This is a genomic window from Methanothermobacter wolfeii, from assembly GCF_025397995.1.
GTDB classification, from domain to species: Archaea; Methanobacteriota; Methanobacteria; order Methanobacteriales; family Methanothermobacteraceae; genus Methanothermobacter; species Methanothermobacter wolfei.
Map to the genome: position 1 here is coordinate 93,257 of NZ_CP104550.1, position 24,509 is coordinate 117,765.

The following is a 24,509-nucleotide window of genomic DNA, read 5'->3' on the forward strand; positions in this document are numbered from 1 at the left end:
CGCAGTCTTCCTATGCCTCTAACCTCAGTCTTCTCACCACAAAGTCTCTCTGCAGGGAGAGGAGGAAGGATGCCGCCCTTGGCCCCATCTTTTTACCTATAAGCACCCTGTAGATGGCCTGGAATGCCTTCTGGGGCTTCAGGCCGTGTTCCCTGAGAAGGTCGTACATTCTGTCATGGAGCTCCTCGGGGCCCATCTCCCAGTCCTCAAGGATATCTGCGAGTTCAGATAGGAAGCTTCTCTGGGCGTCTGAAAGCTGAACATCAGGCAGCTCCTTCTGAACCTCGAATTTCAGGAATTCAGGGGCGTAGAGTTCCAGCCAGTTTTTCACGTTCTCGATCCTCTCCTTCAGCTGCCTGACCTGGCCTTCACTGAGGTCCCCGGGTTCCATATCCATGAACTCTCCAGGGAGCTGGGAGTTCCTCCTGAGTATATCATAGAGCCTTTCAAGGTCACTGTCTGCAATCTGGCAGGCAACCGTCATGAACTTGTAGGATGGCCTCAGGGGCAGATCAGATTCCTCTATCATGGACACCCTGTAGATAATCTTCAGTTTTTTCTCCTCCTTCTCTGACGCGGCTTCCTCCAGGCCATAGTAGATTCTCTCAGCACGGTCGAACTGGTCCATGAGGTCAAGGAAGGGCATTTCAGGGTTGAAGTCCTTGTGTTTCATGGGCTTGCTCCTGAATATGAAATAGTTGAGGCTTTCAGGGGGGGCTATTTCAAGCCACTGGCTTGGTGTGAAGAATACGCCGCGGGACTTGGACATGGCCTCCCCCCTGAGGGTTATCCACTCGTAGGGCACAGGGTAGGGGGCGGGGTAACCGAATATCTCCTCTGATATCACGCTGCTCACGTCATAGGATCCTCCACTTGCTGCATGATCCTTTCCGAAGGGCTCGCAGGTAACACCAAGGATCTTCCACCTTGCAGCCCACTCAACCCTCCAGGTTAGCTTACCCCGCCCTGACTTTATATCCATCTCACCCTGGAATCCGCAGCTGCAGCGGTAGTGGACGGTGTCGCCACTGAAATCATATGCCTCGGTGGTGTTGACCCTTCCGCATTTCTCGCAGATGGGATTGTAAGGTAGCCAGTCCTCCTTCAGGGGCCTTTCACGGTACCTGTTGAATATCTCCCTTATCTCATGAGCCCTTTCAAGGGAGGTTCTTATGTAGTCGTTGTAGAGGCCGTCCATGTACATCCTGGCCCCTGAGTAGTGCTCAACACTTATATTGAACCTTTCAAGGGCCTCCAGGAAGGGCCTCTGGAAGTGTTCCACAAAGCCCTCACAGCAGTCATCAGGGCATGGTATCATGGAGTAGGGCATCCCCAGGTACTTCTCATAGTCTTCAGGGAGGGGATATGGCACCTTACGGAGGGGGTCATGGTCATCAGCCACCCAGACAGTCCTTGATCGGAATCCGTCATGTTGAAGTGTCTTGGCGATTGAACTTGCAATGAAAACGTCGCATGAGTTCCCTATATGTATTGATCCTGAGATGGATGTGCCGCTTGCGACAACGTGCTCATCAACATCCCTTTCCTTGAGTTCATCAGCTATCCTTTCAATCCAGTGTTTCAAGCAGATCACCTGTAAAAATGAATAGAATCAGCGTAATCTGATATAAAATTTAAATATTAAAATATATTATGTTTGTGGAAAATGAGAGTTTTTTCAGTCGAATATCCTGTCATCTGCACTGTCAAGCCATTCATTCACGATTTTGACTGCACAGTAGTTACCGCACATGGTGCAGGTGTCAGGATCCTCAGGTGGCCTCTCATCCCTTATACGCATGGCATCGGCGGGGCACATGGCAGCGTCGAACTGGGCGGACCAGTCCAGTTTTTTACGGGCGTTGGCCATTTCAAGGTCCCTTTCACCGCTGTGGATCCCCTTGACCATGTCGCCCACATATGCACCTATCCTTGTTGCGATGACACCCTCCTTCACATCATCAGGGTATGGGAGTGCAAGGTGTTCTGCAGGTGTAACATAGCATATGAAGTCGGCTCCTGCGGCTGCAGATGCCGCTGCCCCTATTGATGAGACTATATGGTCATAACCGGCGCCTATGTCCGTGACTATCGGTCCGAGCATGTAGAATGGTGCTCCGCGGCAGAGCTTCTTCTGGAGTATCACGTTGGCCTTTATCTCATTCAGGGGTATGTGTCCGGGTCCCTCAACTATTGTCTGGACTCCAGCCTCTCTTGCACGGTCTATTAGTTCCCCAAGGACTATGAGCTCCTGGACCTGCGCCCTGTCGGTTGAGTCTGCAATGGCACCTGCACGCATTGCATTGGCCATTGACATTACAAAGTCGTGTTCCTTGGCAATCTCCAGGATGTAATCAAAGTTCTCGTATAGGGGGTTTTCAAGTCCGTTTTCAACCATCCAGGCTGATACAAAGGCACCGCCCCTGCTGACAAGTCCACCTTCACGTCCCTGTCTCTTGAGCCTCCTGAGGGTTTCCCTGTTAACACTGCAGTGGATTGCCATGAAGTCTATACCGTCCTTTGCCTGCTTCTCAATTGCCTTGAACATGACATCCTCGTCCATGTAGATGGAGGCGCCCTCCTTCCGTATAGTTTCAACGGCTGCCTGATAGACCGGTACGCTTCCAACAGGTATTGGTGAAAGGTCCAGTATACGCCTCCTTATTTCATCAAGGTCTCCGCCAACTGAGAGTTCCATGAGGGTGTCGGCCTGGTTTTCAACTGCAACCATGGCCTTCTTTTCTTCCATTTCAAAGTCCACGATGTCTGTTGAGGTCCCGATGGTTGCGTTAACCTTGGTCCTTAAACCTTCACCTATACCCACGGGTTTAACGTCTTCCCTGTTCAGGTTGCTTGGGATGGCTATTTTACCACTGGCAACCCCTCTCCTGACAAATTCGGGGGTGACATTCTCTGCCTCTGCCACCGCTTTCATTTCATCTGTTATAACACCTTTTTTAGCTTCATCCATCTGAGTCATATCATCACCGTTCTCTGGATCAGCCCATATCCCGGGTGCTGTGGGGTCCACATCCGGCCCTTTCATGGTCCCGGGTATCATGGGAATCAGTTTACAGTAGGCCCCTGGCCCTCGGTATCTTGTGGATCATAGGATCATATATTAATGGCTACATTTATAAAAACTATGTGTTCCCGTCCGGGTTAATAATTCCCTGCCACATAGACCTCGACGGGAGCATAGACGAGCCTGAGGGTTCCCGTCCGGGTTAATAATTCCCTGCCCCAGCATCCTACTCCAGCATGGGGTCGTAGCCCCAGTGTTCAGTGAAGCGCCTGAGGACAGCATCATAGTCGGGTATGTTTGTCTGGGTGCCCTCAGCCTCAACTATGAAGGATGCAACTGCAGATGCAAACCTTCCACAGGTTTCAAGGTCAGCCCCTGAGAGGTAGGCCCTCATGAACCCTGCACGATAGGAGTCACCGGCCCCTGTGGGATCAACGGCGTCCCTGGGGATGGCATCAACCTTTATGGTTTCATCTGCATAGATCCTACTTCCCCTTTTACCGTAGGTCTTCACAATGATTTCGGGTCCGATTTCCCTGAGTTCGTCAACTTTCATGGAAAGTTTACCTGTGATCCTGTCGATCTCATGGTGGTTCCCGAAGAGTATGTTACAGGTCCTCACAGCATCCTCCAGCTGGTCCCTGGAGTACATGTGCAGGTCCTGGCCCGGGTCAAAGGAGATCACCTTTCCAAGGCTCCTTGCAAGGGCACCGCACCTGCAGTTAAATGATGGGTCGCCTGTTGCAAGGTGAACTGCACGTGCAGCTCTAATGGCACCTTCAGGAACCTTGGATTCCCTGAAGTACCTTGCAGCGCCCCAGTAGAAGTAGCTGATCTGATTGTGATGGGAGTCTGTCATGACAAATGCTGTCGGGGTCCTCTCCCCGGGCACGGTGATCATTGAACCGGTTTCCACATCCATGGAATCAAGGAATCTCCTGTATTCTGACTCCGGGAAGTCACCGCCAACTGCAGATACCAGTGATGTTCTGAGGCCAAGCTTTGACCCGACAACCGCCACGTTTGCAGCGGCACCCCCATGAAAGTTCTTCATACGTTTTATGGCTGTCGATGAATTTGGTTCTGGAAATTCATCCAGCTGTATTATATAGTCAAAGGCGGTATGTCCAACGGCAAGAAGGTCTATCTCATTCAATGAAATCACCCGGGAACTGCAAATTGCGAATTAATATAACTGGAAATCATGGAACCGAGAATCAGGGATTTCCAGACCACCATATGGTGTTAAGGCTCGTCGGTTATTAATCATGACGACGGGGCCATGGAATTATATTCTGGAGGAGGATCTTATATCGTTGATTGTTCGTTAAACACATGCTCACTGGAGCGGCTCAAAACCGGCTTCAGCAACGGTTTCCTGACCATCACCAAGTATGAAATCAACAAGGGAATCAGCCCTATCATCGCACCTTACAAGACTTATAACGTGCCTTGTTTCATCACTGAGTACGCCGGACCCCTCAAACTGGCTTCCGCTGAGGAATGTTAGAAGCCCGGGGGTTCTCTCAACAAGCCTGTATGCCTGCAGCGGGGACCTCACGGTCTTAACGATTCTGAAGTCGATCCCGGTGTCAGAGAGAACCTCCCAGGCAAGCCTCTGGGGTGAGTCAGCAACCTCAACAAAGGATGCTCCATCAAGTTCGGTGACGTCCCCGGCATCCATCCCGACAAGTACAAGGTGGTCGTAGGCCACAGGCACGAAATCAAGATCCCTGCGGTATGCATGGATGGGGTCGTCAAGGAAGATCATGTCTAGGCGGCTCTTTCCTGCAAGATGGAAGGAGTCGGTGGCAGAGGATGAGAAAAGTGATCCTTCTGTCCCTGATGCTTCAAGGACCAGCTCTGCAAGAACGGATGACGTGTACCCTGCAGCGACCATTATCCTGTCTGATGGTTCCAGGAGGTTCATCTGACGCTCATATAACCTGAGCAGTTCAGAGCCTTCAGGTGTAAGCTCCGAACCAGCGCCGCTCCTCCTTACGAGTTTCATGTTAAGGAGGGACTCGGCTCGCAGCACCCTCCTGTTAAGGACCTGGGGGGTTACACCAAGCATCCTCGACGCCCTCCTCTGGGAGAAGGTCTCGGATATCGCCTTAAGGGTTTCAAATAATCTGTGATCAAATTCATGACCGTCTACTTCCATACCAGGGAGGGGCCTTATATCCATGGGGAACACCTTTATCAGATGTGAGGTCAAATCATCTATTAATTAATTTTATCTTCAATATTAAACTGAGTTCAGGTGTCTGGATGGTAATAATCAAATTAATGTTAAAGTGAGTTCAGGTGTTTCGGATGATAATAAAAGAGGCCATCAATGATATAATAAATAATCTTAGGGATATGGAGAACAGTATTGATGAGGAAACTGTTAACAGGCTGATTGAAACCCTGACATCAGCCAGCAACGTCTTTGTACTGGGCTTCGGGCGGTCCGGACTGGTTGCAAAGGCCTTTGCCATGAGGCTCATGCACCTTGAGATAAACGTCTTTGTTGTAGGGGAAACCATAACCCCTGCAATAAATGAGGGTGATGTACTGATCGCAATATCAGGGTCGGGCAGGACCAGTTACATCGTCAATGCAGCGGGTATAGCCCGAGAGAGGGGTGCCAGGGTGGTGGCGATAACATCATACCCTGACTCTGATCTCGGGAAGGTTTCGAACCTCACGGTAACCATAAGGGGAAGGACCAAGATTGATGGTGAGAAGGACTACATGACAAGGCAGATAAGGGGTAACCATCACTCAAGAACACCTCTGGGGACGCTCTTTGAGATATCGGCACTGGTGTTTCTTGATGGACTCATAGCGGAACTCATGGATCGTCTTGATAAAAGGGAGGAGGACCTTAACAGGAGACACAGCGTCTTTGAATGATGAACTATCCATTTGCATATATCGTCCTCTAATTTTGTTTTCCGAAGGTTTATAGAGGTTTTTTTCTTTGCATGAGGACATCTGATTCATCATTATATTTCCTGGCGGCACTCATCAGGGACTTTATCATCTTGAGGGCTTGTTAAAGAGAAAGAAAGGTTAAGGGAGTGACAGGGACTTTATCTACCAGGGACCCCTACTATATTATGATCCTTTCTGGATGGCTGTAGATGTTGAATCTTTTCCCGCGGACAAATCCAAGCATTGTGAGGCCGGTCTCGGCGGCGGCTTCGTAACCAGAGGATGTGGGGGCTGCGTTTGATGCTATGATTGGGACACCGACACGCGCAACCTTTATGAGCATGTCAGCGGGCATCCTCCCGCTGTAAACAATGAAACTCTCTGAGAAGTCCACCCCATTGATTGCACCGGACCCTATAGCCTTGTCAACGGCAACATGTCTGCTCACATCCTCAAATATCATGAAATCATCTTCAGTTACAAGGGCGGCCACATGAGTACCTCCGGTGGTCCTCCAGACCACAGCAGACTTAACCATCCTCTGGAAGGCACTGAATATGTCATCCTTATGGACCTGGAAATCTGATTCCACAGGCTCAACCATTTCAACACGGTGCCTCCAGCCTCCGAAACAGTCAGAACCCATTACAAGTTCGCTACGTATATCAAAGTCTTCAAGGTCTATCCTGACATCAACCATGTTTTCACGGATTTCCACCGAGATTATATCATCAACAGATTCAACAAGACCCTCCCCCAGTAGGTAACCGGTTGCAAATTCCCTCAGGGCATCGGGGCTCGTGGTGAAACGCTGTGAAACTGTTTCATTTATTTTAAGGTGAACCTCCATATCATTAACTACCCTTTCAGCAACCTTCCTCTTTTCGGTATCCACGCGTATTGCATCAACTTCTCTGTACATTGCCATGTCAACACCCCACTTCATCCACATCAAACTCTAAAAACATATATCTACCTTGTACTTCAACAATTAAGTAGATGTTCAGTTCTATTCACATAAACAGAAAAATACAGAGGGGACTCTTATCTTATCATTCTGGAGGTTTTGAATGGCTAGACTTGATGAAATACTTTCAAGGTACAGCGGGTCTGAATCAGACCTCATACCTCTTCTTCAGGAGGTTCAGGACCTTTACGGCTACCTACCTGAGGAGGCAATGGAGGCAATCGCGAGGTTCACGGGACTAAGCAGGACCCATGTATATGGAGTCGCAACCTTCTATGCCCAGTTCAGATTTAAACCAAGGGGTAAGAAGCATATAATGGTATGCACGGGTACAGCATGTCATGTGAAGGGTGCCGATCAGGTCATGGATGCAATTGAGAGGCACCTTGGCATTCAGGAGGGTGATGTCACAGATGACATGGAGTACTCCCTGGAGTCGGTGGGATGTATAGGGTGCTGTTCCCTTGCCCCGTGTGCGATGGTTAACCAGGACGTGGTGTCCCGTATAAAACCATCCAGGGTCAGTAAAATCTTCCCTAAAAAATCATAAGAGTGTCTTAGATGTTTGAAAAGTTTTTAGAGGATTCTATAAGTGAATACATGGAACTATTCATGGGGGATCCTGTAATCCTCCTGGGCTCAGCCACCTGTGGAAGATCTGCAGGAGCATCTAAAATTGAAGATATAATGAAGAAGAGGATCAGGGACGCCTCAGGGAACGCCAGGATCATACACACGGGATGCATGGGCCTCTGCTACGCCGAACCAATGGTCACGGTCTTCAACGGGGATACCAGGGGCTTTGTGTATGGCCCGGTCACAGGGAAACTTGCAAGGAGAATAGTTGATGAACACGTAGTGGAGGGCCAGGAAACCGGGGACGCCCTTGGAACCGTGGATATAGGCTTCAGGGACGGTATATTCAGCCCCGAGTATGACCTTGAATTTATGGAGGGACAGTCAAGGAGGATACTGAGAAGGTGCGGCCTCATAGACCCTGAGAATATAAAGCACTACCTGGCAACAGGAGGCTACAGGGGTCTTATAAGGGCCCTGAACATGGAACCAGAGGAGATAATTGAGGATATACGCAGGGCAGGGCTCAGGGGGCGTGGAGGCGCAGGGTTTCCCACATGGCTCAAGTGGAACCTCTGTCGCCAGGAGGAATCCGAGGTAAGGTACCTCATATGCAACGCCGATGAAGGAGATCCAGGGGCCTTCATGAACAGGTCCGTTATAGAGGGCGACCCCCACGCACTCCTTGAGGGTATAATCATTGCATCATACACCTAGGAGCCTCCGAAGCATACATCTACTGCAGGGCAGAGTACCCCCTGGCGCTTGAAAGGCTCAGGGGAGCTATAGATGAACTCAGGAGCCTAGGCCTCCTGGGTGAGGACATCCTCGGGTCAGGATTCGGCCTCGATATAAGGATCAAGGAGGGAGCCGGCGCATTCGTCTGCGGTGAGGAAACAGCACTCATAGCATCCATTGAGGGAAGGAGGGGGATGCCACGTACAAGGCCACCATTCCCGACCACAAGGGGTCTATGGGGCAAACCCACGGTTATAAACAACGTGGAGACCCTTGCAGCCGTTTCACTGATAATGCAGCAGGGCCCTGAATACTTCAGTTCCACAGGGACAGAGGAGAGCAGGGGAACCAAGACATTTTCACTTGTGGGTGATGTCAGAAGGACGGGCCTCATAGAGGTGCCCCTGGGGACAAGCCTCAGGGAGGTGATATTTGACATCGGTGGAGGTGTGAGGGGCGGTGAGCTCAAGGCTGTGCAGATTGGCGGGCCATCAGGGGGATGTCTTCCTGCAGAACTTGCAGACACCAGGATTGACTATGACTCCCTGACCTCTGCAGGGGCCATAATGGGTTCAGGCGGACTGGCGGTCCTCTCTGAGAGGACATGCATGGTTGAACTCTGATGCTCCACGCGGACAAAACCCGTCCGTGCAGTCCTCTCTGAGAGGACATGCATGGTTGAACTTGCAAGGTACTTCCTTGAATTCACACAGAAGGAATCATGCGGTAAATGCGTCCCCTGCAGGATAGGTACACGGCAGATGCTCATGATACTGAAGGATATCGTTGAGGGAAGGGGCAGAGAGGAGGACACAGGGATTCTCATGGACATAGCAGAGACCGTGAAGGCAGCTTCACTCTGCGGCCTCGGACAGACATCACCAAACCCCGTTATAACAACAATGAGGTACTTTGAGAATGAGTATCTGGACCACCTCCGGGAGGGTAAGTGCACTGCAGCAGCCTGCAGTAAACTCATGCACTACCTGATTGACCCTGAGGCATGCGACGGGTGCATGGCATGCCTTAAGGTCTGCCCGGGAGATGCAATTAAAGGATCAAAGGATGAAGCACACGTCATAAACCAGGAAAGGTGCCTTAAGTGCGGTTCTTGTCTTGATATCTGTAAAATGAAGGCTGTTTTAAGGATTCCCGGCGCATATGGGTGATGGGCTGTACCCAGCACCATCAACTAGCCGTCCTGATGGTAGTAGGGTGATCTTCTGCCTATGGCTTCAAGGAAGAGCCGGCGCAGCATTTCAGTATCATTATTCCTGAGGGCCTCACCGGTGTCAACAAGGTTATCGTTTCTGAGGAGGCAGGGTTTGAGTTTGCCGTCAGGGGTAACCCTGAGCCTAGTGCAGTTCGCACAGAACCTTGTGTTGTCCATGGGCCTCACAACCTCGACTTCACCATCACCTATATAGTATTTTTTACGGTCCTGCATGAACTTCCTGGTCCTGATCTCATCAGCCATCCTTGAGAGCTTCTCTTCAATGCGGTTCATGTCACAGTGATACCTGTCCATGCCATCGGGACAGTTATCGGTCTTCAGGAGTTCTATAAGCTGAAGAACAGCCCCATTTTCCCGGCAGAAATCGAACATGTCCCATATTTCATGATGATTCACACCCCTGAGAACCACCATGTTTATCTTGACAGGGTAGAGACCCGCATCCACAGCGCTTTTTATACCGGATTTAACCCTTTCAAGATAATCCCTTTTTGTTATGAACCTGTACGTTTCGGGGTTGAGGGTGTCAAAACTGACGTTGACCCTGTCAAGTCCGGCATCCTTCAGGGGGCCGCTGTATTCTTCAAGGAGGGTTCCATTGGTGGTTATGGATATGTCCCTGAACCCCACATCATTTATCCCCTCAACTATCTCAACTATGTCGCTGCGGATCAGGGGCTCACCACCTGAGAGGCGTATCTTCTTCACACCGAGATCCGCTGCAACACTGCATATGTTTTTCACATCATCTGCCGATATCTCCCCTGAAGATGGAACAATCCCATCCCTGTGACAGTAGAAACAGTTCACATTACAGCGACTGGTGAGGGATATCCTCAGGGATAGGAGGGGCCTCCTGTAATTATCCTGGATATGCATTCAGATCATCTGTTCCTCTGAACCTTTATGATGAGATCAACCTTCTCAATTTTAAGGTTTTCTGTATCCAGGGCGTCAACCATACCGAGGACTGTCTTTGATATGAACTCCTGGACGAAGGGGTTCATGGGCACCGGCCGTCCGTTTATTCTGAGGAGGGCCTTTTCAGGCTGACTCCTGCAGTCCACTTCATCAGCATAGCCCCTGACCTTGGAGGCTGCAAATTCACTGCAGGACTTAAAACCGCACTTTCCACAGTCAAGGCCCTGCAGCAGACCGTAACTTCTCCTTTTGATGAGGTCAATGAGTTCATCCACATCCTCAAGCTTGAAGGGATCAACCACCTTCAGGGTGAACTCATTGGGTGTTGATGTGGAGAAGTTGGCATACTCCATTGACTTGAAGCCCTCCACGATAAGGAAATCCACACCATCAAGGACATCGATGACGGCCACTATCTCCTCAAGGTCCAGTTCCCTCTCCAGCAGAAAGAATGTTTCCCTCCCGGCACCCACAACGATCTCTGCACCTGCTTTACGGTGCCTGTCGGTGTCTCTGCCCGGGAAATCGAATCCTACATGGCTGTGCTTGAGGGTGGCGGTCCTGTAGCCCTCACCGGCAAGTCCCTCAACCAGTTTCTCCACAAGGACAGTCTTGCCGCTGTCCTTTGTACCTGTAACTCCCACAATCTTCATTAATGGAACCTCCACTTTTGATCATAATCCCATGTTCATAAGGTTTATTTCCAATGAAGATAAACTTTCATCAATAAAAAAAATCAGCTCAGGATACCATGACGGGAACCATAAAATTTAAAATTGACGGAGAATGGGTTGAAGCATCACCCGGGATGACAATCCTTGAGGCAGCCCTTGCAAACGGCATCTACATACCTCACTTATGTTTCAGTGATGTTACCGAACCCTTCGGTGGCTGCAAGCTCTGCCTGGTTGAAAGTGAGGGGAGGCTTGTAACAGCATGCGAAAACCCTGCTGAGGAAGGGATGAATATAGTATCCGAGTCCGGGAGGATAAACAGGATCCGCAGGAATACAGTGTCGCTTATAATAACAAACCACAGCAGGGACTGTCTCACATGCCGTAAATCAGGGGACTGCAAACTCCAGGAGGTCGCATCCTATCTGGACGTCTCTGAGGATGACCTTGAAAGGCTGAGGATGGACCTGAAGGATGTTCCACCAGATGACTCAAACCCCTTTTCATAAGGGATCATGATAAATGCGTGCTGTGCGGAATATGCGTCAGGGTGTGTGAATATGTGGGTGCAGAGGCCATTGACTTCGCCTACAGGGGCCATGACACAAAAATAGCAGCATTCCTTGACAGGGATATCATGGATTCCCCATGCGTATCCTGCGGTGAATGCGTTGAGGCATGCCCGGTGGGAGCCCTTTCCCCAAGGACAGAGAAACCATCCAGTGAGGTTAAGACCGTCTGCCCCTACTGCGGTGCTGGATGCGAGATACACCTGGGTGTGAGGGGCGGCAGGGTTGTGTCTGCAAGGGGGGTCCGTGAGAGTCCTGTTAACAGGGGCAACCTCTGTGTGAAGGGGCGTTTCGGATTAAAATTTGTTAACAGTCCTGAAAGGCTTAAAAAACCCCTCATGAAGGTTGATGGAAGGTTCGTTGAGGTTGAATGGGATGAGGCAATAAAATTCATTGCGGAAAGACTATCGGAGTATGGTGGAAGCGAATTTGCTGCAGTAGCATCTGCAAAGTGCACAAATGAGGAGAATTATCTTCTGCAGAAGTTTACAAGGGCCGTTATGGGGTCAGGGAACATTGACCACTGTGCAAGGCTATGCCACGCACCATCCGTTGCAGGACTTAAAATGAGCCTTGGAAGCGGGGCCATGACAAACTCCATTGATGAGCTGAGGGATGCTGCGTGCATCCTTGCTGTCGGGACCAATGCAACAGAGACCCACCCCATAACCGGATACAGGGTCCTTGAGGCCGTCCGGGGAGGGTCAAGGCTTCTGGTGATAGATCCAAGAATAACAAGGCTCTCTGAGGCTGCTGATATTCATCTGAGGAACCGGCCAGGGACTGACCTTTACCTGATAATGGCCATGTCAAGGTTCATAATTGAGGAGGAGCTCCAGGACACGGATTTCATTGGATCAAGAACAGATGGATTTGATGAATTCAGGGAGGAACTGTTTAAACTGGATCTTGATGAGGTCCAGGAAATCACGGGTGTTCCACTTGAGGATATAAGGAGAGCGGCCAGGATATATGCTTCAAACTCACCGGCGTCCATAATTTATTCAATGGGGGTCACGCAGCATGTTAATGGAACAGGGAACGTCCTTGCCCTCAGCAACCTCGCCCTTCTCACTGGTAACATTGGGATGCCCTCGGCAGGCATCAACCCCCTCAGGGGTCAGAATAATGTGCAGGGCTCCTGTGACATGGGGGCCCTGCCAGATCTTTTACCTGGCTATCAGGGCCTCGATGATCCTGAAGCCCTGGAGAAATTCAGCAGGGCCTGGGATTCGGAGATACCGGATTATGGTAAAATCTTACCCGAGATCTTTGAGGATGCTGCAGGTGGAAGGATAAAGGCCATGTACATAATGGGTGAAAACCCCCTCCTCAGCGAACCCGACATAGGGAAGGTCAGGGAGGCCTTTGAAAAACTTGAATTACTTATAGTACAGGACATATTCCTCACAGAGACCTCTGAACTTGCGGATGTTGTATTACCAGCAGCATCATTCGCTGAAAAGGATGGAACCTTTACAAACACTGAACGAAGGGTTCAGCTCATAAGAAAGGCCATTGACCCTCCAGGGGATGCTAAACCAGACTGGTGGATAATATCAAGGATCGCCGAGGCCATGGGATCCGGGGAGTTCAGTTATGAAACATCTGAGGAAATCTTTGATGAGATAAGGGGGCTTGTCCCCTCCTATGCGGGTCTGTCATATGACCGGCTGGAGTCTGGAGGTATTCAGTGGCCCTGCAGGTCTCAGGAGGATGAGGGAACCCCCTATCTCCATGCCGATGAGTTCCCGAAACCGGGTGGAAGGGCATCCTTCATTGTACCGGGCTACCAGTTACCTGAAGGACCATCAGATGAGTATCCAATGATCCTTTTAACAGGAAGGAACCTTTACCAGTACCATACCCGCTCCATGACAGCCAGGGTCAGGGGACTTGAAAGGTTCTTAGGGACTGAGGAACTCCTAATGAACCCGGAGGACGCCGAATCCCTCGGTGTCCTTGATGGTGATGAGGTCAGGGTAACCTCAGTGAGGGGTTCCATCACCGTGGGGGTCAGGGTCACAGAAAGGGTTATGAAGGGAACGGTCTTCATGACATTCCACTTTGCTGAAAGCCCTGCAAACAGCCTTACATCCCCTGTCAGGGATCCTGTTTCAGGAATGCCGGGTCTGAAGGCCACTCCTGTTAATATAAAGCCCTGTAAATAAGGTTCATGATTCCAGAGGGCTTCTTTGAGGATGTCTGAAACCATTTTAACAGAACCAGGCAAGGATGTGTGTCCACCACACACTCACTTATATATCTTTCTATTTGATTTTTCTAGAAAATTATTATATGGATAGGGATCAAAGGTGTGATTAACACACATGGTGACCCTATGCCGAAACATCTAGTTTCTGGACTCAAATACATAGCAGCGGTAAACTTGACAAAACAGGGCTATTCCCAGAAAGAGATAGCTGAAGCTCTAGACATGAACAGATCAACTGTTTCTCACTACCTCAATGGAAGAAACCTTTCATGGAAGTCAATAGAGGTTGCAAAGATAATAACAGAGATGTGTCCAAGGGACTTTCTTCTTCTAACACACTCCCTTACACAGAACACGGAGATTACAAGGACAATCATCAGAACCTGTCAGAAAAAGAAATTCAGGGCTACTATCAGGAACTCGTGTATTGGGTGCGGTCTATGTGTGGACACATGCCTCATGAAGGCCATAACTTTAAGAGACCTCAAGGCACATATAGAATCTGAAATGTGCTGCGGCTGCCTTATATGTGTTGAGATGTGTCCAACTAACTCTATAGAAATAAAGGAGGTAGAATTTGATGGAAACAACCGAAGTAATTGAAGGTAAGAACATTACCGTTGAGCGGACCGGTGAAGAGAACAGAAGGTTGATCTTCCAGGACTGTCTCTGCGCTGTATGCGGATTATGCGGTGAAATATGTCCTGTCAGTGCAATCGAAGTCAATCCAACAGGTGCAATGGTAAGAACAGAACAGGAAAAATCCAAGATAGCTATAGATGAGAATAAATGCGTTCTCTGCGGTATGTGCAGTTCAATCTGCCCCTTCCAGGCCCTTGATCTTCAGATTGATGGAACATCAATAAAAGAACTTGCAGAGTATCCAAAGATCATAAAATCAGCTGAAATAGACGATGAAACATGTATACAGTGCAAGGCCTGTGAAACAGCATGTCCACAGGACGCCATAACCATCACAAGGGAACTCCCTGAAAGGAAGGATCTCGTAACAGGGGAAATCGAGATAGACAAGGACACCTGCATATACTGTGGAATGTGTGAGGAGATGTGCCCTGTTGATGCAATTGAAATAGACCACCAGACACCAAGCTCTGCAAGCCCGGTGGTTGCAACCGATATACGCGTTGACGAGGACAAATGTGTACACTGCGGCATATGTAAGAGAATCTGTCCGGTTGACGCCATAATGCAGGTCTGCAGGATCTGCCCATACGGTGAATACGAGATCAAGACCCCCGAGGTCACAGGAACATCCTACATCGACCCGGAACTCTGTGTCAACTGTGGATGGTGCCAGGAGATCTGCCCTGTCGACGCCGCAACAGTAACAAAGCCCTTCGAAGGTGAACTCATAATCGACCAGGACACATGCCAGGCATGTGAAACCTGCGTGATGGTCTGCCCCTGCAACGTACTGTCATTCCCAAAACCAGAAAAACCCGGTGAGAAAACAACCAAACTCCACAAGGATGAAAGATTCTGCATATACTGCGGTGCATGTGAAAGATCCTGCCCTGTAACTGCAATAACCGTCAAGAGGAACAGGATAAACACAACACCAATCAGATCAAAGGCATGGAAAAACGCTTTTGACTCACTACTCAAATAAATGGAGGTAATCAGATGGCAATTGGACTTAAAGCATATCCTGAACTCTGCCATGGATGTGGAAACTGTGTGATTGCATGTCCAGTAAACGCCCTCAGAAGCCCGGAGGTTGCCGGTGGAAAGGGACCAACAGATGACGTGGAAATCATCATGATAGTTGAGGACGGAGTCGTTAACATAAAAAACCCTGATCTATGCGGAAAATGCGGTACATGTGTTGAAAGCTGCCCCGTAGATGCAATCAGACTGGAGGAATTAGAATGAGGGTTATACTCAACACAGGAAGGACGATCTGGCAGGGCCAGGCCATAGAATCAGGCAAGGACCTGAAGATGTATGTTGATGCAGCTGCAATAATTCAGATGAACCCTGAAATGATGAAGCAGCTGGGAATCGCTGAAGGAGACAACGTAAAGGTCATTTCAGAGTACGGTGACGTGGTTGTAAAGGCAGTGGAGGCAAAAGAACCCCTCCCTGAAGGAATGGTCTACATACCCATGGGTCCATGGGCCAACAGGGTTATAAGGCCATACACAGACTCAACAGCAACTCCAAGCTTCAAAAACATCCCCGTGGAGATCATACCAACTGATGAAGAAGTTCTTGACATGCCAACCCTCATGAAGGTCTATGGGAAGGTAGGTCAGATCTAAAATTCGCCAGGAGGATTCGATTCAAATGGAATACATAATCAAAAACGGATTTGTTTACTGTCCCCTCAACGGTGTAGATGGAGAAAAAATGGACATCTGCGTCAAGGACGGTAAAATAGTTGAAAGCGTCAGTGACAGTGCCAAGGTCATTGATGCATCCGGGAAAATTGTAATGCCCGGTGGTGTTGATCCACACTCCCACATAGCAGGTGCAAAGGTCAACGTGGGAAGAATGTACAGGCCAGAAGACAGTAAAAGGGACGCTGAAAAATTCAAAGGAGGAAGGGCTGGAAGCGGTTTCTCAGTACCATCAACCTTCATGACAGGTTACAGGTACGCCCAGATGGGTTACACCACTGCAATGGAAGCGGCCATGCCACCACTCCTTGCAAGGCACACCCATGAGGAGTTCCATGACACACCCATAATAGACCATGCAGCATACCCCCTCTTCGGTAACAACTGGTTCGTCATGGAGTACCTCAAGGAGGGGGACGTTGATGCATGCGCAGCATACGCCTCATGGCTCCTCAGGGCCACAAAGGGTTATACCATAAAGATAGTTAACCCTGCAGGTACAGAGGCCTGGGGATGGGGTGGAAACGTCCACGGAATCTATGACCCTGCACCCTACTTTGACATAACCCCGGCCGAGATCATAAAGGGACTTGCAGAGGTCAACGAGAAACTCCAGCTACCCCACTCAATACACCTCCACTGTAACGACCTGGGACACCCTGGAAACTACGAGACAACCCTGGCATCCTTCGACGTGCCAAAGAACATAAAACCAAACCCGGCAACCGGGAGCAGGGACACTGTACTCTACGCAACCCACGTACAGTTCCACAGCTATGGAGGAACAACATGGAGGGACTTCGTATCAGAGGCACCGAAGATTGCAGACTACGTTAACAAAAACGACCACATAGTCATCGACGTGGGACAGATAACCCTGGATGAGACAACAACCATGACAGCCGACGGTCCAATGGAGTACGACCTCCACTCACTCAACGGCCTCAAATGGGCCAACTGTGACGTGGAACTTGAGACAGGTTCAGGAGTCGTTCCGTTCATCTACTCTGCAAGGGCACCGGTCCCTGCGGTCCAGTGGGCAATCGGAATGGAGCTATTCCTGCTCATAGACAACCCTGAAAAGGTCTGCCTCACAACGGACAGTCCAAATGCAGGTCCATTCACAAGGTACCCGCGTGTCATAGCATGGCTCATGAGCAACAAGTACAGGATGAACCTCATCGAGGGAGAACTCCACAAATGGGCCCAGAGGAAGAGTACGGTCGCAACAATCGACAGGGAATACACCTTCTCAGAGATAGCACAGATCACAAGGGCAACATCAGCAAAGGTCCTCGGTCTGAGCGACACCAAGGGACACCTCGGCGTCGGTGCAGATGCAGACATAGCAGTCTACGACATCAACCCTGAAACAGTCGACCCATCAGCAGAGTACATGGCCATCGAAGAAGCATTCTCCAGGGCAGCATGCGTCCTCAAGGATGGGGAAATTGTTGTTAAAGACGGAGAAGTCGTGGCCTCACCGCACGGCCGAACCTACTGGGTTGACACCCAGGTGGATGAGTCCATCTACAGTGAGGTCCTCGCCAACGTGGAGAGTAAATTCAAACAGTACTACTCAGTCAACTTTGCAAACTACCCTGTGCAGGACGACTACCTGCCAAAATCCGCTCCAGTTAAAGGGGTGATGTTATGAGTGAAATAATATTAACTCCAAAGGAACAGCCTGAAGTGCCTCTTGAAGCACCAAACATCAAACCGGACGTCTTTGCGGGTAAATCAATAGAGGAAATTAAGAACATACAGATAATGCATGGTAACGAGGTAGTTAAGCTCGGAGACTTCTTCGAGGTTAGCGGTGAACCAGCAGATGCCCCGGAAGACATCAAAATAATCATCGACGGCGATGTTTACAACACAAAAAGGATAGGCCAGGAGATGACCGCCGGTGAAATCATAGTCAGGGGCAACGTGAACATGTACGTCGGCGCAGGCATGAAGGGCGGTAAGATAACCGTCGAAGGCAACGCCGGATCATGGGCAGGACAGGACATGAGGGGCGGTGAAATCGAAATCCTTGGCGACGCAGGAGACTACGTCGGCTCATCCTACCGTGGTGACTGGAGAGGTATGAGCGGAGGCACAATAACTGTCCATGGAAACGCCGATAACGAGATAGGGGAATACATGAACGGCGGCAAAATCATCATCAAGGGTGATGTGAACATAATGCCGGGCATACACATGAACAACGGCCTCATAATCATAGAGGGCAACGTTGTTGCAAGGGCCGGCGGTGAAATGGCAGGAGGAACAATAGTTGTCAAGGGAATGATGCAGGAGTTCCTGGCCGGCTTCAAATACCTTGGTGTTGAAAAGGACATAGAGGTTGATGGTGAAGAACTCCCCGGAGCGTTCTACAAGTTCGAAGGAGATCACGCGATTAAAGGAGCTAAGGGGATCGTATATGCGGCTGTGGGATGCAACGGCCACATAGCCCCCTAAACTTTTCTGGAGGTAATTATCATGGAATACGTAAAGAATGTGGTCTGTCCCTTCTGCGGAACTCTTTGTGATGATATAATCTGTAAGGTTGAGGGTAACGAGATCGTTGGAACCATCAACGCATGCAGAATAGGTCACAGTAAATTTGTGCACGCAGAGGGTGCGATGAGGTATAAGAAACCACTCATAAGGAAGAACGGCGAATTCGTAGAGGTAAGCTACGATGAAGCCATAGACAAGGCAGCAAAGATCCTTGCAGAATCAAAAAGGCCATTAATGTATGGATGGAGCTGTACTGAATGTGAGGCCCAGGCTGTTGGTGTTGAACTGGCAGAGGAGGCAGGGGCCGTCATCGACAACACGGCTTCAGTCTGTCACGGTCCATCAGTACTGGCACTCCAGGACGTAGGATACCCCATATGTACCTTCGGTGAGGTCAAGAACAGGGCGGATGTTGTGGTCTACTGGGGATGCAACCCTATGCACGCCCACCCAAGGCACATGTCCAGGAACGTCTTTGCAAGGGGATTCTTCAGGGAGAGAGGAAGATCAGACAGGACACTCATAGTGGTGGATCCAAGGAAGACGGACAGCGCAAAACTTGCAGACATCCACCTTCAGCTTGACTTCGACCGCGACTATGAACTCCTGGATGCAATGAGGGCATGCCTCCTTGGACATGAAATACTCTACGATGAGGTTGCAGGTGTTCCAAGGGAACAGATCGAGGAAGCCGTTGAGGTCCTCAAGAATGCACAGTTCGGTATACTCTTCTTCGGTATGGGTATAACCCACAGCCGCGGTAAGCACAGGAACATTGACACAGCCATTATGATGGTCCAGGACCTCAACGACTATGCCAAGTGGACCCTTATACCCATGAGGGGTCACTACAACGTTACAGGGTTCAACCAGGTATGCACATGGGAAAGCGGATACCCCTACTGTGTTGACTTCTCAGGAGGGGAGCCAAGGTACAACCCCGGTGAAACCGGTGCAAACGACCTCCTCCAGAACAGGGAAGCCGATGCAATGATGGTCATAGCCTCTGACCCCGGCGCCCACTTCCCCCAGAGGGCGCTTGAGAGGATGGCTGAGATCCCTGTCATTGCCATTGAACCCCACAGGACACCCACAACCGAGATGGCTGACATCATAATCCCGCCTGCCATTGTTGGTATGGAGGCGGAGGGCACAGCCTACCGTATGGAGGGTGTTCCAATAAGGATGAAGAAGGTCGTTGATTCAGACCTCCTCTCAGACAGGGAGATCCTTGAGAGACTCCTTGAGAAGGTGAGGGAATACAAGGCCTCAAAGTAGGCCCTTATTAATTTTTTTTATTTTAACCACTTCTGTACATAACTGTTCATAAATTCCTGTTTTTCCTGATCAGTTTAACCATCATCACCGAAAACTTTAAATAATATTATAATCCAACTATGTCTGTAGGAACTATGCTTCCTTCTTCCGATAGGTGGTTTGTAATGGTAAGGAAAATTGCAATATACGGGAAAGGTGGAATTGGAAAATCTACAACACAGCAGAATACTGCAGCAGCAATGAGTTATTTCCATGACAAAAATGTCATGATCCATGGATGTGACCCGAAGGCAGACAGCACCCGTCTTATACTCGGTGGAAAAATGCAGAAAACCATGATGGACACCCTCAGGGAACTCGGTGAGGGAGAATGCACCCCTGAAAAGGTGGTGGAAACAGGATTTGGTGGCATAAAATGTGTTGAATCAGGAGGACCAGAACCCGGTGTTGGATGCGCAGGAAGGGTGTTATAACCACAATAACCCTCATGGAACGACACGGAGTCTATGAAGAAGACCTTGACTTTGTATTCTTTGATGTCCTCGGGGATGTTGTATGCGGTGGATTCGCCATGCCTGTAAGGGACGGGAAAGCTGAGGAGATATACATCGTGGCATCAGGCGAGATGATGGCCCTCTATGCCGCCAACAACATCTGTAAGGGTATGATTAAATATGCGAATCAGAGCGGTGTTAGACTTGGAGGCATAATATGTAACAGCAGGAACGTGGACGGTGAGAAAGAGCTTCTTGAAGAGTTCTGTGAAAAGATAGGGACTCAGATGATCCACTTCATACCAAGGGACAACATAGTTCAGAAGGCGGAGTTCAACAAGAAGACCGTAATCGAATTTGACCCGGAATGCAACCAGTCACAGGAATACAGGGAACTGGCAAGAAAGATAATTGAAAACGAAAACTTCGTCATACCTAAACCCATGACCATGGATGAAATGGAGGAACTGGTTGTCAAATACGGGGTCCTGGAGTAGGGGGCTTGAAAATGAAAATGATAAGGGCAATAGTAAGACCTGAAAAGGCTGAAGAGGTAGTCGACGCATTATCTGAAGCAGGATTCCCTGCACTTACTAAAATTGATGTGATAGGCCGCGGGAAACAGAAGGGGCTACAGTTCGATGACATCTACTATGATGAAATACCCAAGACAATGCTCCTCATAGTGACAGAAGAAGAGAGCACAGAGAAACTGGTTGACATAATAAATGAGAAGGCCTTCACAGGAAACTTCGGCGACGGTAAAATTTTCATAAGCCCCGTTGAAAGCGCCTATACAGTAAGAACACGTGAGAAAGGGCTTTAGGTGTTCCAATGAAGGAAATAATGGCTATATTAAGGCCAAATAAGATGAAAGCCACAAAAGACGTCCTGGAAGCCCTTGGATTTCCATCCATGACAGCCTGCAGGGTTCTGGGAAGAGGAAAACAGAAGGCCATCGTGGAAGAACTTAAAACATGCATTTCAATTGAAGACAAGGATAACAGTAAGGGGACAATGAGATACGTTCCCAAAAGGCTCATGAGCATTGTGGTGAACGATGAAGACGTATCCCTGGTTGTTGAGGCAATAATGAAAATAAATCACACAGGGAACATCGGTGATGGTAAAATATTTGTCTCTCCAGTGGATGACGCCATGAGAATAAGAACTTCTGAAAGGGGAAAGGATGCCATCTGAAATCCATGCAATAAACATAAAAAGAGAAGTGGTTGAGAATGCCATTTAAACTTTTCGAGGTGGACAGGGAGATCCCTGATAGAGAGAAACACATATACATAAAGTCATCCAGCGACCCTGAAGGGGATATACCGCTCTGCAATACAAAAACAATCCCAGGATGCATGACAGAGAGGGGATGCGCATTTGCAGGAGCAAAGGGGGTGATAACAGGGGCCATTAAGGATGCCCTTCATGTGATACACTCACCGGTAGGCTGCACAGCCTATGGCTACGGTACCAAGAGATATCCAACATCACAGGACATGCCCGATGGCAGCAGGTTCCCCATTGAAAACTTCAACCTCAAGTACATAACAGGTACGGATCTTAAGGAATCCGATGTTGTATTCGGGGGCATGGATAAACTCAAAAGATGCATCATTGAGGCGGTAAAGGAATTCCCTGAAGCAAACGCGGTTTACATATACGCAACATGCACTACGGGTTTGATAGGGGATGATATGGATGCCGTTGCAAGGGAGGTTTCAAATGAGATAGGCAAGGACGTAGTCTCAATAAATGCGCCGGGATTCGCAGGACCAACACAGTCCAAGGGACACCAGGTTGCCAACCACACCCTCTTCGAAACCCTCGTCGGGACAGCGGAGCCCCCCAAAACAACAGGGTACGACGTGAACCTTATAGGTGAATACAACATTGATGGAGACCTATGGGTACTTAAAAAATACTTCGAGGAAATGGGAATAAATGTTCTGAGCACATTTACTGGGGACTGCTGCCATGATGAAATAAAATGGATGCACAGGGCCAGGCTGAGTCTTGTAAGATGTCAGAGATCAGCCACGTACATCGCAAGGCTTCTGGAGGAGAAGTACAATGTTCCCTACATGAAGGTTGACTTCTTTGGGATAAGATACTGTAGGGAAAACCTCATGGCCATAGGGGACTACTTCGGCATCCCTGAAAGGGCTGAGAAGGTGATAAATGATCGCCTTGAAAAAATAGAGCCAGAACTTGAATACCTCAAGGAAAAATTAAGGGGTAAAAAGGTCTGGGTGTTCTCTGGAGGCCCTAAAAACTGGCATCTCCCAGAGCCACTGGAAGAAGAACTTGGAATGGAGGTTATGGCGGTTTCAACAATGTTTGAACATGAAGACGGATATGAAAAGATCAAGAAGAGGGTAAGGGAGGAAACGGTAATAGTGGATGATCCCAACTCCCTGGAGATGGAGGAGATAATTGAGAACTACAAACCAGACATAATCCTTTCGGGTATCAAGGAGAAGTATCTGGCTCATAAACTGGGGTTCCCCTGTATACTGATCCATTCATACGAAAACGGACCATATATAGGCTTTGAGGGCTTCCTGAACCTTGCAAGGGATATCCATGCATCCATCTACAACCCGGTATGGGACATGATTGAGTTTGAGAAGGTGGTCTGATGTCTGAAATCAAAGTAAAAGAGAGGGGCAGGGAGCTCATAGTCAACCCCCTTGTAACCTGCCAACCCTTTGGGGCCATGTTCGCAACCCTTGGAATAAACAGGGCACTGCCCATAGTTCACGGATCCCAGGGCTGCAGCACATTTGTCAGGTACTCCCTTAACAGGCACTTCAGGGAACCAGCAGAGATTGCAGTCACCTCACTGCATGAGGATGCCGCGGTCTTTGGAGGAAGAAGCAACCTGATAAACGGTGTTAAAAACCTTGTGAAAAGGTTTAAACCGGATCTCGTGGGCATCGTAACAACATGTTCAAGTGAAATAATAGGTGACGACGTTGAGGGATTCATGGGTGTCGCCGAATCAGAGCTCAGGGAGGAACTTGGAGAAAACTTCGAGACAAGAATAATATACATATCAACACCCAGCTTCGTGGAAAATCACTTCAGGGGGTATGGCAATGCTATAAGGGCATTTGTAGATGGGCTGGCAGATGAAAAAACGGATCAAAACGGGAAACTGAACATAATCCCCGGCATAGTAAACCCCGGGGACATAAGAGAAATAAAGCACATCATCAAACTGATGGGACTTGATTCAATAATACTGACAGACACATCGGATCCTTTTGACTCCCCCCTGAGACCATCAGCCACAGCAAGGATGCCCTTCTATCCTAAGGGCGGCACAGGGGTTTCCGAGATAGAGGACTCATCAAACAGTCTTGGAACAATTTCAATGACCATGTACGGGGCTGATGCAGCAGATTCCCTCCAGAAACGTTTCGATGTACCTTCAGAACACTGCATGCCACTGGGTGTTAAGAATACAGATGAATTCCTCCGAACCATCATGAGGCTCGCAGATGCAGATGTCAAGGATGAGGTTCTGGATGAAAGGGGCCTCCTGATAGATTCAATGGCAGACCTCAGCTCCAGATACCTTTTCGGGAGAACAGCAGCCGTATATGGAGACCCAGATATGGTGGCAGGGATATCAAGGTTCCTCTGTGAACTTGGCATGGTTCCAAGGTATGTATGTACGGGAACGGATCACCCTGCCTTCAGGGATGCAATGAAAACCGTTGCATCTGAGTCAATGGAACATGTGAATTTAATGCCAGACTCAGACCTGAGAGCACTTGAAAGGGAGCTCATGGAGGAACCGGTTGATATTCTAATAGGAAACTCCGATGGAAGGCTAATTGCAAGGGACCTTAACATACCCATTGTGAGGGTTGGATACCCTGTATACGACAGGGCAGGTTACCACAGAATTCCCATTGTAGGCTACAGGGGTGGTCTGAACCTTCTTAACAGGATAACAAACACGGTACTCAGAGAATACTATGAGCCAGAGCACTGGAAACTCCAGCAATAAC

General features: G+C 49.1%; 24 protein-coding genes and 2 pseudogenes. 19 read left to right on the plus strand and 7 right to left on the minus strand.

Annotation, left to right across the window (positions count from 1 at the left end; genetic code table 11):
* Positions 1–10: 10 nt before the first annotated feature.
* The 4 genes from lysS to N5910_RS00500 all read right to left on the minus strand — a co-directional run bounded on the left by lysS (position 11) and on the right by N5910_RS00500 (position 5,213).
* Positions 11–1,585, minus strand: coding sequence for a lysine--tRNA ligase (gene lysS, locus N5910_RS00485; RefSeq protein ID WP_074358274.1), 1,575 nt, complete (start codon positions 1,583–1,585; stop codon positions 11–13).
* Between the two features lie 93 nt (positions 1,586–1,678).
* Positions 1,679–2,980 carry a phosphomethylpyrimidine synthase gene (gene thiC, locus N5910_RS00490; RefSeq protein ID WP_074359674.1) on the minus strand — a complete coding sequence of 434 codons (1,302 nt, stop codon included), beginning with the start codon at positions 2,978–2,980 and terminating at the stop codon, positions 1,679–1,681.
* A 271-nt stretch (positions 2,981–3,251) separates the two neighbouring features.
* On the minus strand, positions 3,252–4,181 hold the full coding sequence (locus tag N5910_RS00495) for a carbohydrate kinase family protein (protein ID WP_074358275.1): 930 nt from the start codon (positions 4,179–4,181) through the stop codon (positions 3,252–3,254).
* 183 nt (positions 4,182–4,364) lie between these two features.
* Positions 4,365–5,213 (minus strand): LysR family transcriptional regulator, encoded by an 849-nt coding sequence (locus N5910_RS00500; protein WP_074358276.1) that lies wholly within the window; start codon positions 5,211–5,213, stop codon positions 4,365–4,367.
* 128 nt (positions 5,214–5,341) lie between these two features.
* Here N5910_RS00500 and hxlB point away from each other — a divergent pair, with 128 nt between their 5' ends.
* On the plus strand, positions 5,342–5,926 hold the full coding sequence (hxlB, locus tag N5910_RS00505; protein WP_074358277.1) for a 6-phospho-3-hexuloisomerase: 585 nt from the start codon (positions 5,342–5,344) through the stop codon (positions 5,924–5,926).
* A 199-nt stretch (positions 5,927–6,125) separates the two neighbouring features.
* Here hxlB and fdhD read toward each other — a convergent pair whose 3' ends face one another.
* Positions 6,126–6,875, minus strand: coding sequence for a formate dehydrogenase accessory sulfurtransferase FdhD (gene fdhD, locus N5910_RS00510; protein ID WP_074359675.1), 750 nt, complete (start codon positions 6,873–6,875; stop codon positions 6,126–6,128).
* 142 nt (positions 6,876–7,017) lie between these two features.
* On the opposite strand from fdhD, the gene nuoE reads away from it, so the two are divergent.
* The 4 genes and pseudogenes from nuoE (at position 7,018) to N5910_RS00530 (ending at position 9,397) form a co-directional block, all read left to right on the plus strand.
* The gene (gene nuoE / locus N5910_RS00515) at positions 7,018–7,464 is read left to right on the plus strand and encodes an NADH-quinone oxidoreductase subunit NuoE (protein WP_074358278.1); all 447 of its coding nucleotides are present in this window, start codon (positions 7,018–7,020) and stop codon (positions 7,462–7,464) included.
* Positions 7,465–7,973: 509 nt separating this feature from the next.
* Positions 7,974–8,455: pseudogene (locus tag N5910_RS00520) on the plus strand (NADH-quinone oxidoreductase subunit F); the annotation flags it as partial.
* Positions 8,456–8,521: 66 nt separating this feature from the next.
* Positions 8,522–8,851: an SLBB domain-containing protein gene (locus N5910_RS00525; RefSeq protein WP_261599867.1), complete on the plus strand. Its 330-nt coding sequence runs from the start codon at positions 8,522–8,524 to the stop codon at positions 8,849–8,851.
* A gap of 51 nt (positions 8,852–8,902) precedes the next feature.
* The gene (locus tag N5910_RS00530) at positions 8,903–9,397 is read left to right on the plus strand and encodes an NADH-ubiquinone oxidoreductase-F iron-sulfur binding region domain-containing protein (protein ID WP_261599639.1); all 495 of its coding nucleotides are present in this window, start codon (positions 8,903–8,905) and stop codon (positions 9,395–9,397) included.
* Positions 9,398–9,420: 23 nt separating this feature from the next.
* On the opposite strand, the gene moaA is transcribed toward N5910_RS00530, so the two are convergent.
* Both moaA and mobB read right to left on the minus strand, forming a co-directional pair.
* The gene (gene moaA, locus N5910_RS00535) at positions 9,421–10,341 is read right to left on the minus strand and encodes a GTP 3',8-cyclase MoaA (protein ID WP_074358279.1); all 921 of its coding nucleotides are present in this window, start codon (positions 10,339–10,341) and stop codon (positions 9,421–9,423) included.
* Positions 10,342–10,346: 5 nt separating this feature from the next.
* Complete coding sequence (gene mobB / locus N5910_RS00540; protein WP_074358280.1) at positions 10,347–11,036, minus strand: molybdopterin-guanine dinucleotide biosynthesis protein B; 690 nt, start codon at positions 11,034–11,036, stop codon at positions 10,347–10,349.
* Positions 11,037–11,134: 98 nt separating this feature from the next.
* On the opposite strand from mobB, the gene N5910_RS09470 reads away from it, so the two are divergent.
* The 14 genes and pseudogenes from N5910_RS09470 to N5910_RS00610 all read left to right on the plus strand — a co-directional run bounded on the left by N5910_RS09470 (position 11,135) and on the right by N5910_RS00610 (position 24,508).
* Complete coding sequence (locus tag N5910_RS09470; protein WP_261599640.1) at positions 11,135–11,566, plus strand: 2Fe-2S iron-sulfur cluster-binding protein; 432 nt, start codon at positions 11,135–11,137, stop codon at positions 11,564–11,566.
* A gap of 41 nt (positions 11,567–11,607) precedes the next feature.
* Entirely contained in the window at positions 11,608–13,797 is a 2,190-nt protein-coding gene (fdhF, locus tag N5910_RS00550; protein WP_261599641.1) for a formate dehydrogenase subunit alpha, read from the plus strand.
* A gap of 170 nt (positions 13,798–13,967) precedes the next feature.
* On the plus strand, positions 13,968–14,444 hold the full coding sequence (locus N5910_RS00555) for a helix-turn-helix domain-containing protein (protein WP_074358281.1): 477 nt from the start codon (positions 13,968–13,970) through the stop codon (positions 14,442–14,444).
* The gene (gene fwdF / locus N5910_RS00560; RefSeq protein ID WP_261599642.1) at positions 14,422–15,471 is read left to right on the plus strand and encodes a tungsten-dependent formylmethanofuran dehydrogenase subunit FwdF; all 1,050 of its coding nucleotides are present in this window, start codon (positions 14,422–14,424) and stop codon (positions 15,469–15,471) included. The genes N5910_RS00555 and fwdF overlap by 23 nt, the downstream gene beginning before the upstream one ends.
* Positions 15,472–15,485: 14 nt before the next feature.
* Positions 15,486–15,734 carry a 4Fe-4S binding protein gene (locus N5910_RS00565; RefSeq protein WP_010877164.1) on the plus strand — a complete coding sequence of 83 codons (249 nt, stop codon included), beginning with the start codon at positions 15,486–15,488 and terminating at the stop codon, positions 15,732–15,734.
* The gene (fwdD, locus tag N5910_RS00570; protein ID WP_261599643.1) at positions 15,731–16,123 is read left to right on the plus strand and encodes a tungsten-dependent formylmethanofuran dehydrogenase subunit FwdD; all 393 of its coding nucleotides are present in this window, start codon (positions 15,731–15,733) and stop codon (positions 16,121–16,123) included. The genes N5910_RS00565 and fwdD overlap by 4 nt, the downstream gene beginning before the upstream one ends.
* A 25-nt stretch (positions 16,124–16,148) precedes the next feature.
* A complete protein-coding gene (fwdA, locus tag N5910_RS00575) occupies positions 16,149–17,858 on the plus strand; it encodes a tungsten-dependent formylmethanofuran dehydrogenase subunit FwdA (protein WP_191216311.1) in 1,710 nt (569 codons plus the stop codon).
* Positions 17,855–18,667, plus strand: coding sequence for a tungsten-dependent formylmethanofuran dehydrogenase subunit FwdC (fwdC, locus tag N5910_RS00580; protein ID WP_261599644.1), 813 nt, complete (start codon positions 17,855–17,857; stop codon positions 18,665–18,667). The genes fwdA and fwdC overlap by 4 nt, the downstream gene beginning before the upstream one ends.
* A gap of 18 nt (positions 18,668–18,685) precedes the next feature.
* Positions 18,686–19,987: a formylmethanofuran dehydrogenase subunit B gene (locus N5910_RS00585; RefSeq protein WP_261599868.1), complete on the plus strand. Its 1,302-nt coding sequence runs from the start codon at positions 18,686–18,688 to the stop codon at positions 19,985–19,987.
* Between the two features lie 164 nt (positions 19,988–20,151).
* A pseudogene (gene nifH, locus N5910_RS00590) lies at positions 20,152–20,978 on the plus strand (nitrogenase iron protein).
* Positions 20,979–20,989: 11 nt separating this feature from the next.
* On the plus strand, positions 20,990–21,307 hold the full coding sequence (locus N5910_RS00595) for a P-II family nitrogen regulator (RefSeq protein ID WP_074359677.1): 318 nt from the start codon (positions 20,990–20,992) through the stop codon (positions 21,305–21,307).
* 8 nt (positions 21,308–21,315) lie between these two features.
* Positions 21,316–21,681, plus strand: a complete 366-nt coding sequence (locus N5910_RS00600; RefSeq protein ID WP_074358288.1) for a P-II family nitrogen regulator — start codon at positions 21,316–21,318, stop codon at positions 21,679–21,681.
* Between the two features lie 38 nt (positions 21,682–21,719).
* Positions 21,720–23,129 carry a nitrogenase subunit alpha gene (locus N5910_RS00605; RefSeq protein ID WP_261599645.1) on the plus strand — a complete coding sequence of 470 codons (1,410 nt, stop codon included), beginning with the start codon at positions 21,720–21,722 and terminating at the stop codon, positions 23,127–23,129.
* On the plus strand, positions 23,129–24,508 hold the full coding sequence (locus N5910_RS00610) for a nitrogenase component 1 (protein WP_074358289.1): 1,380 nt from the start codon (positions 23,129–23,131) through the stop codon (positions 24,506–24,508). The genes N5910_RS00605 and N5910_RS00610 overlap by 1 nt, the downstream gene beginning before the upstream one ends.
* Position 24,509: the final 1 nt, after the last annotated feature.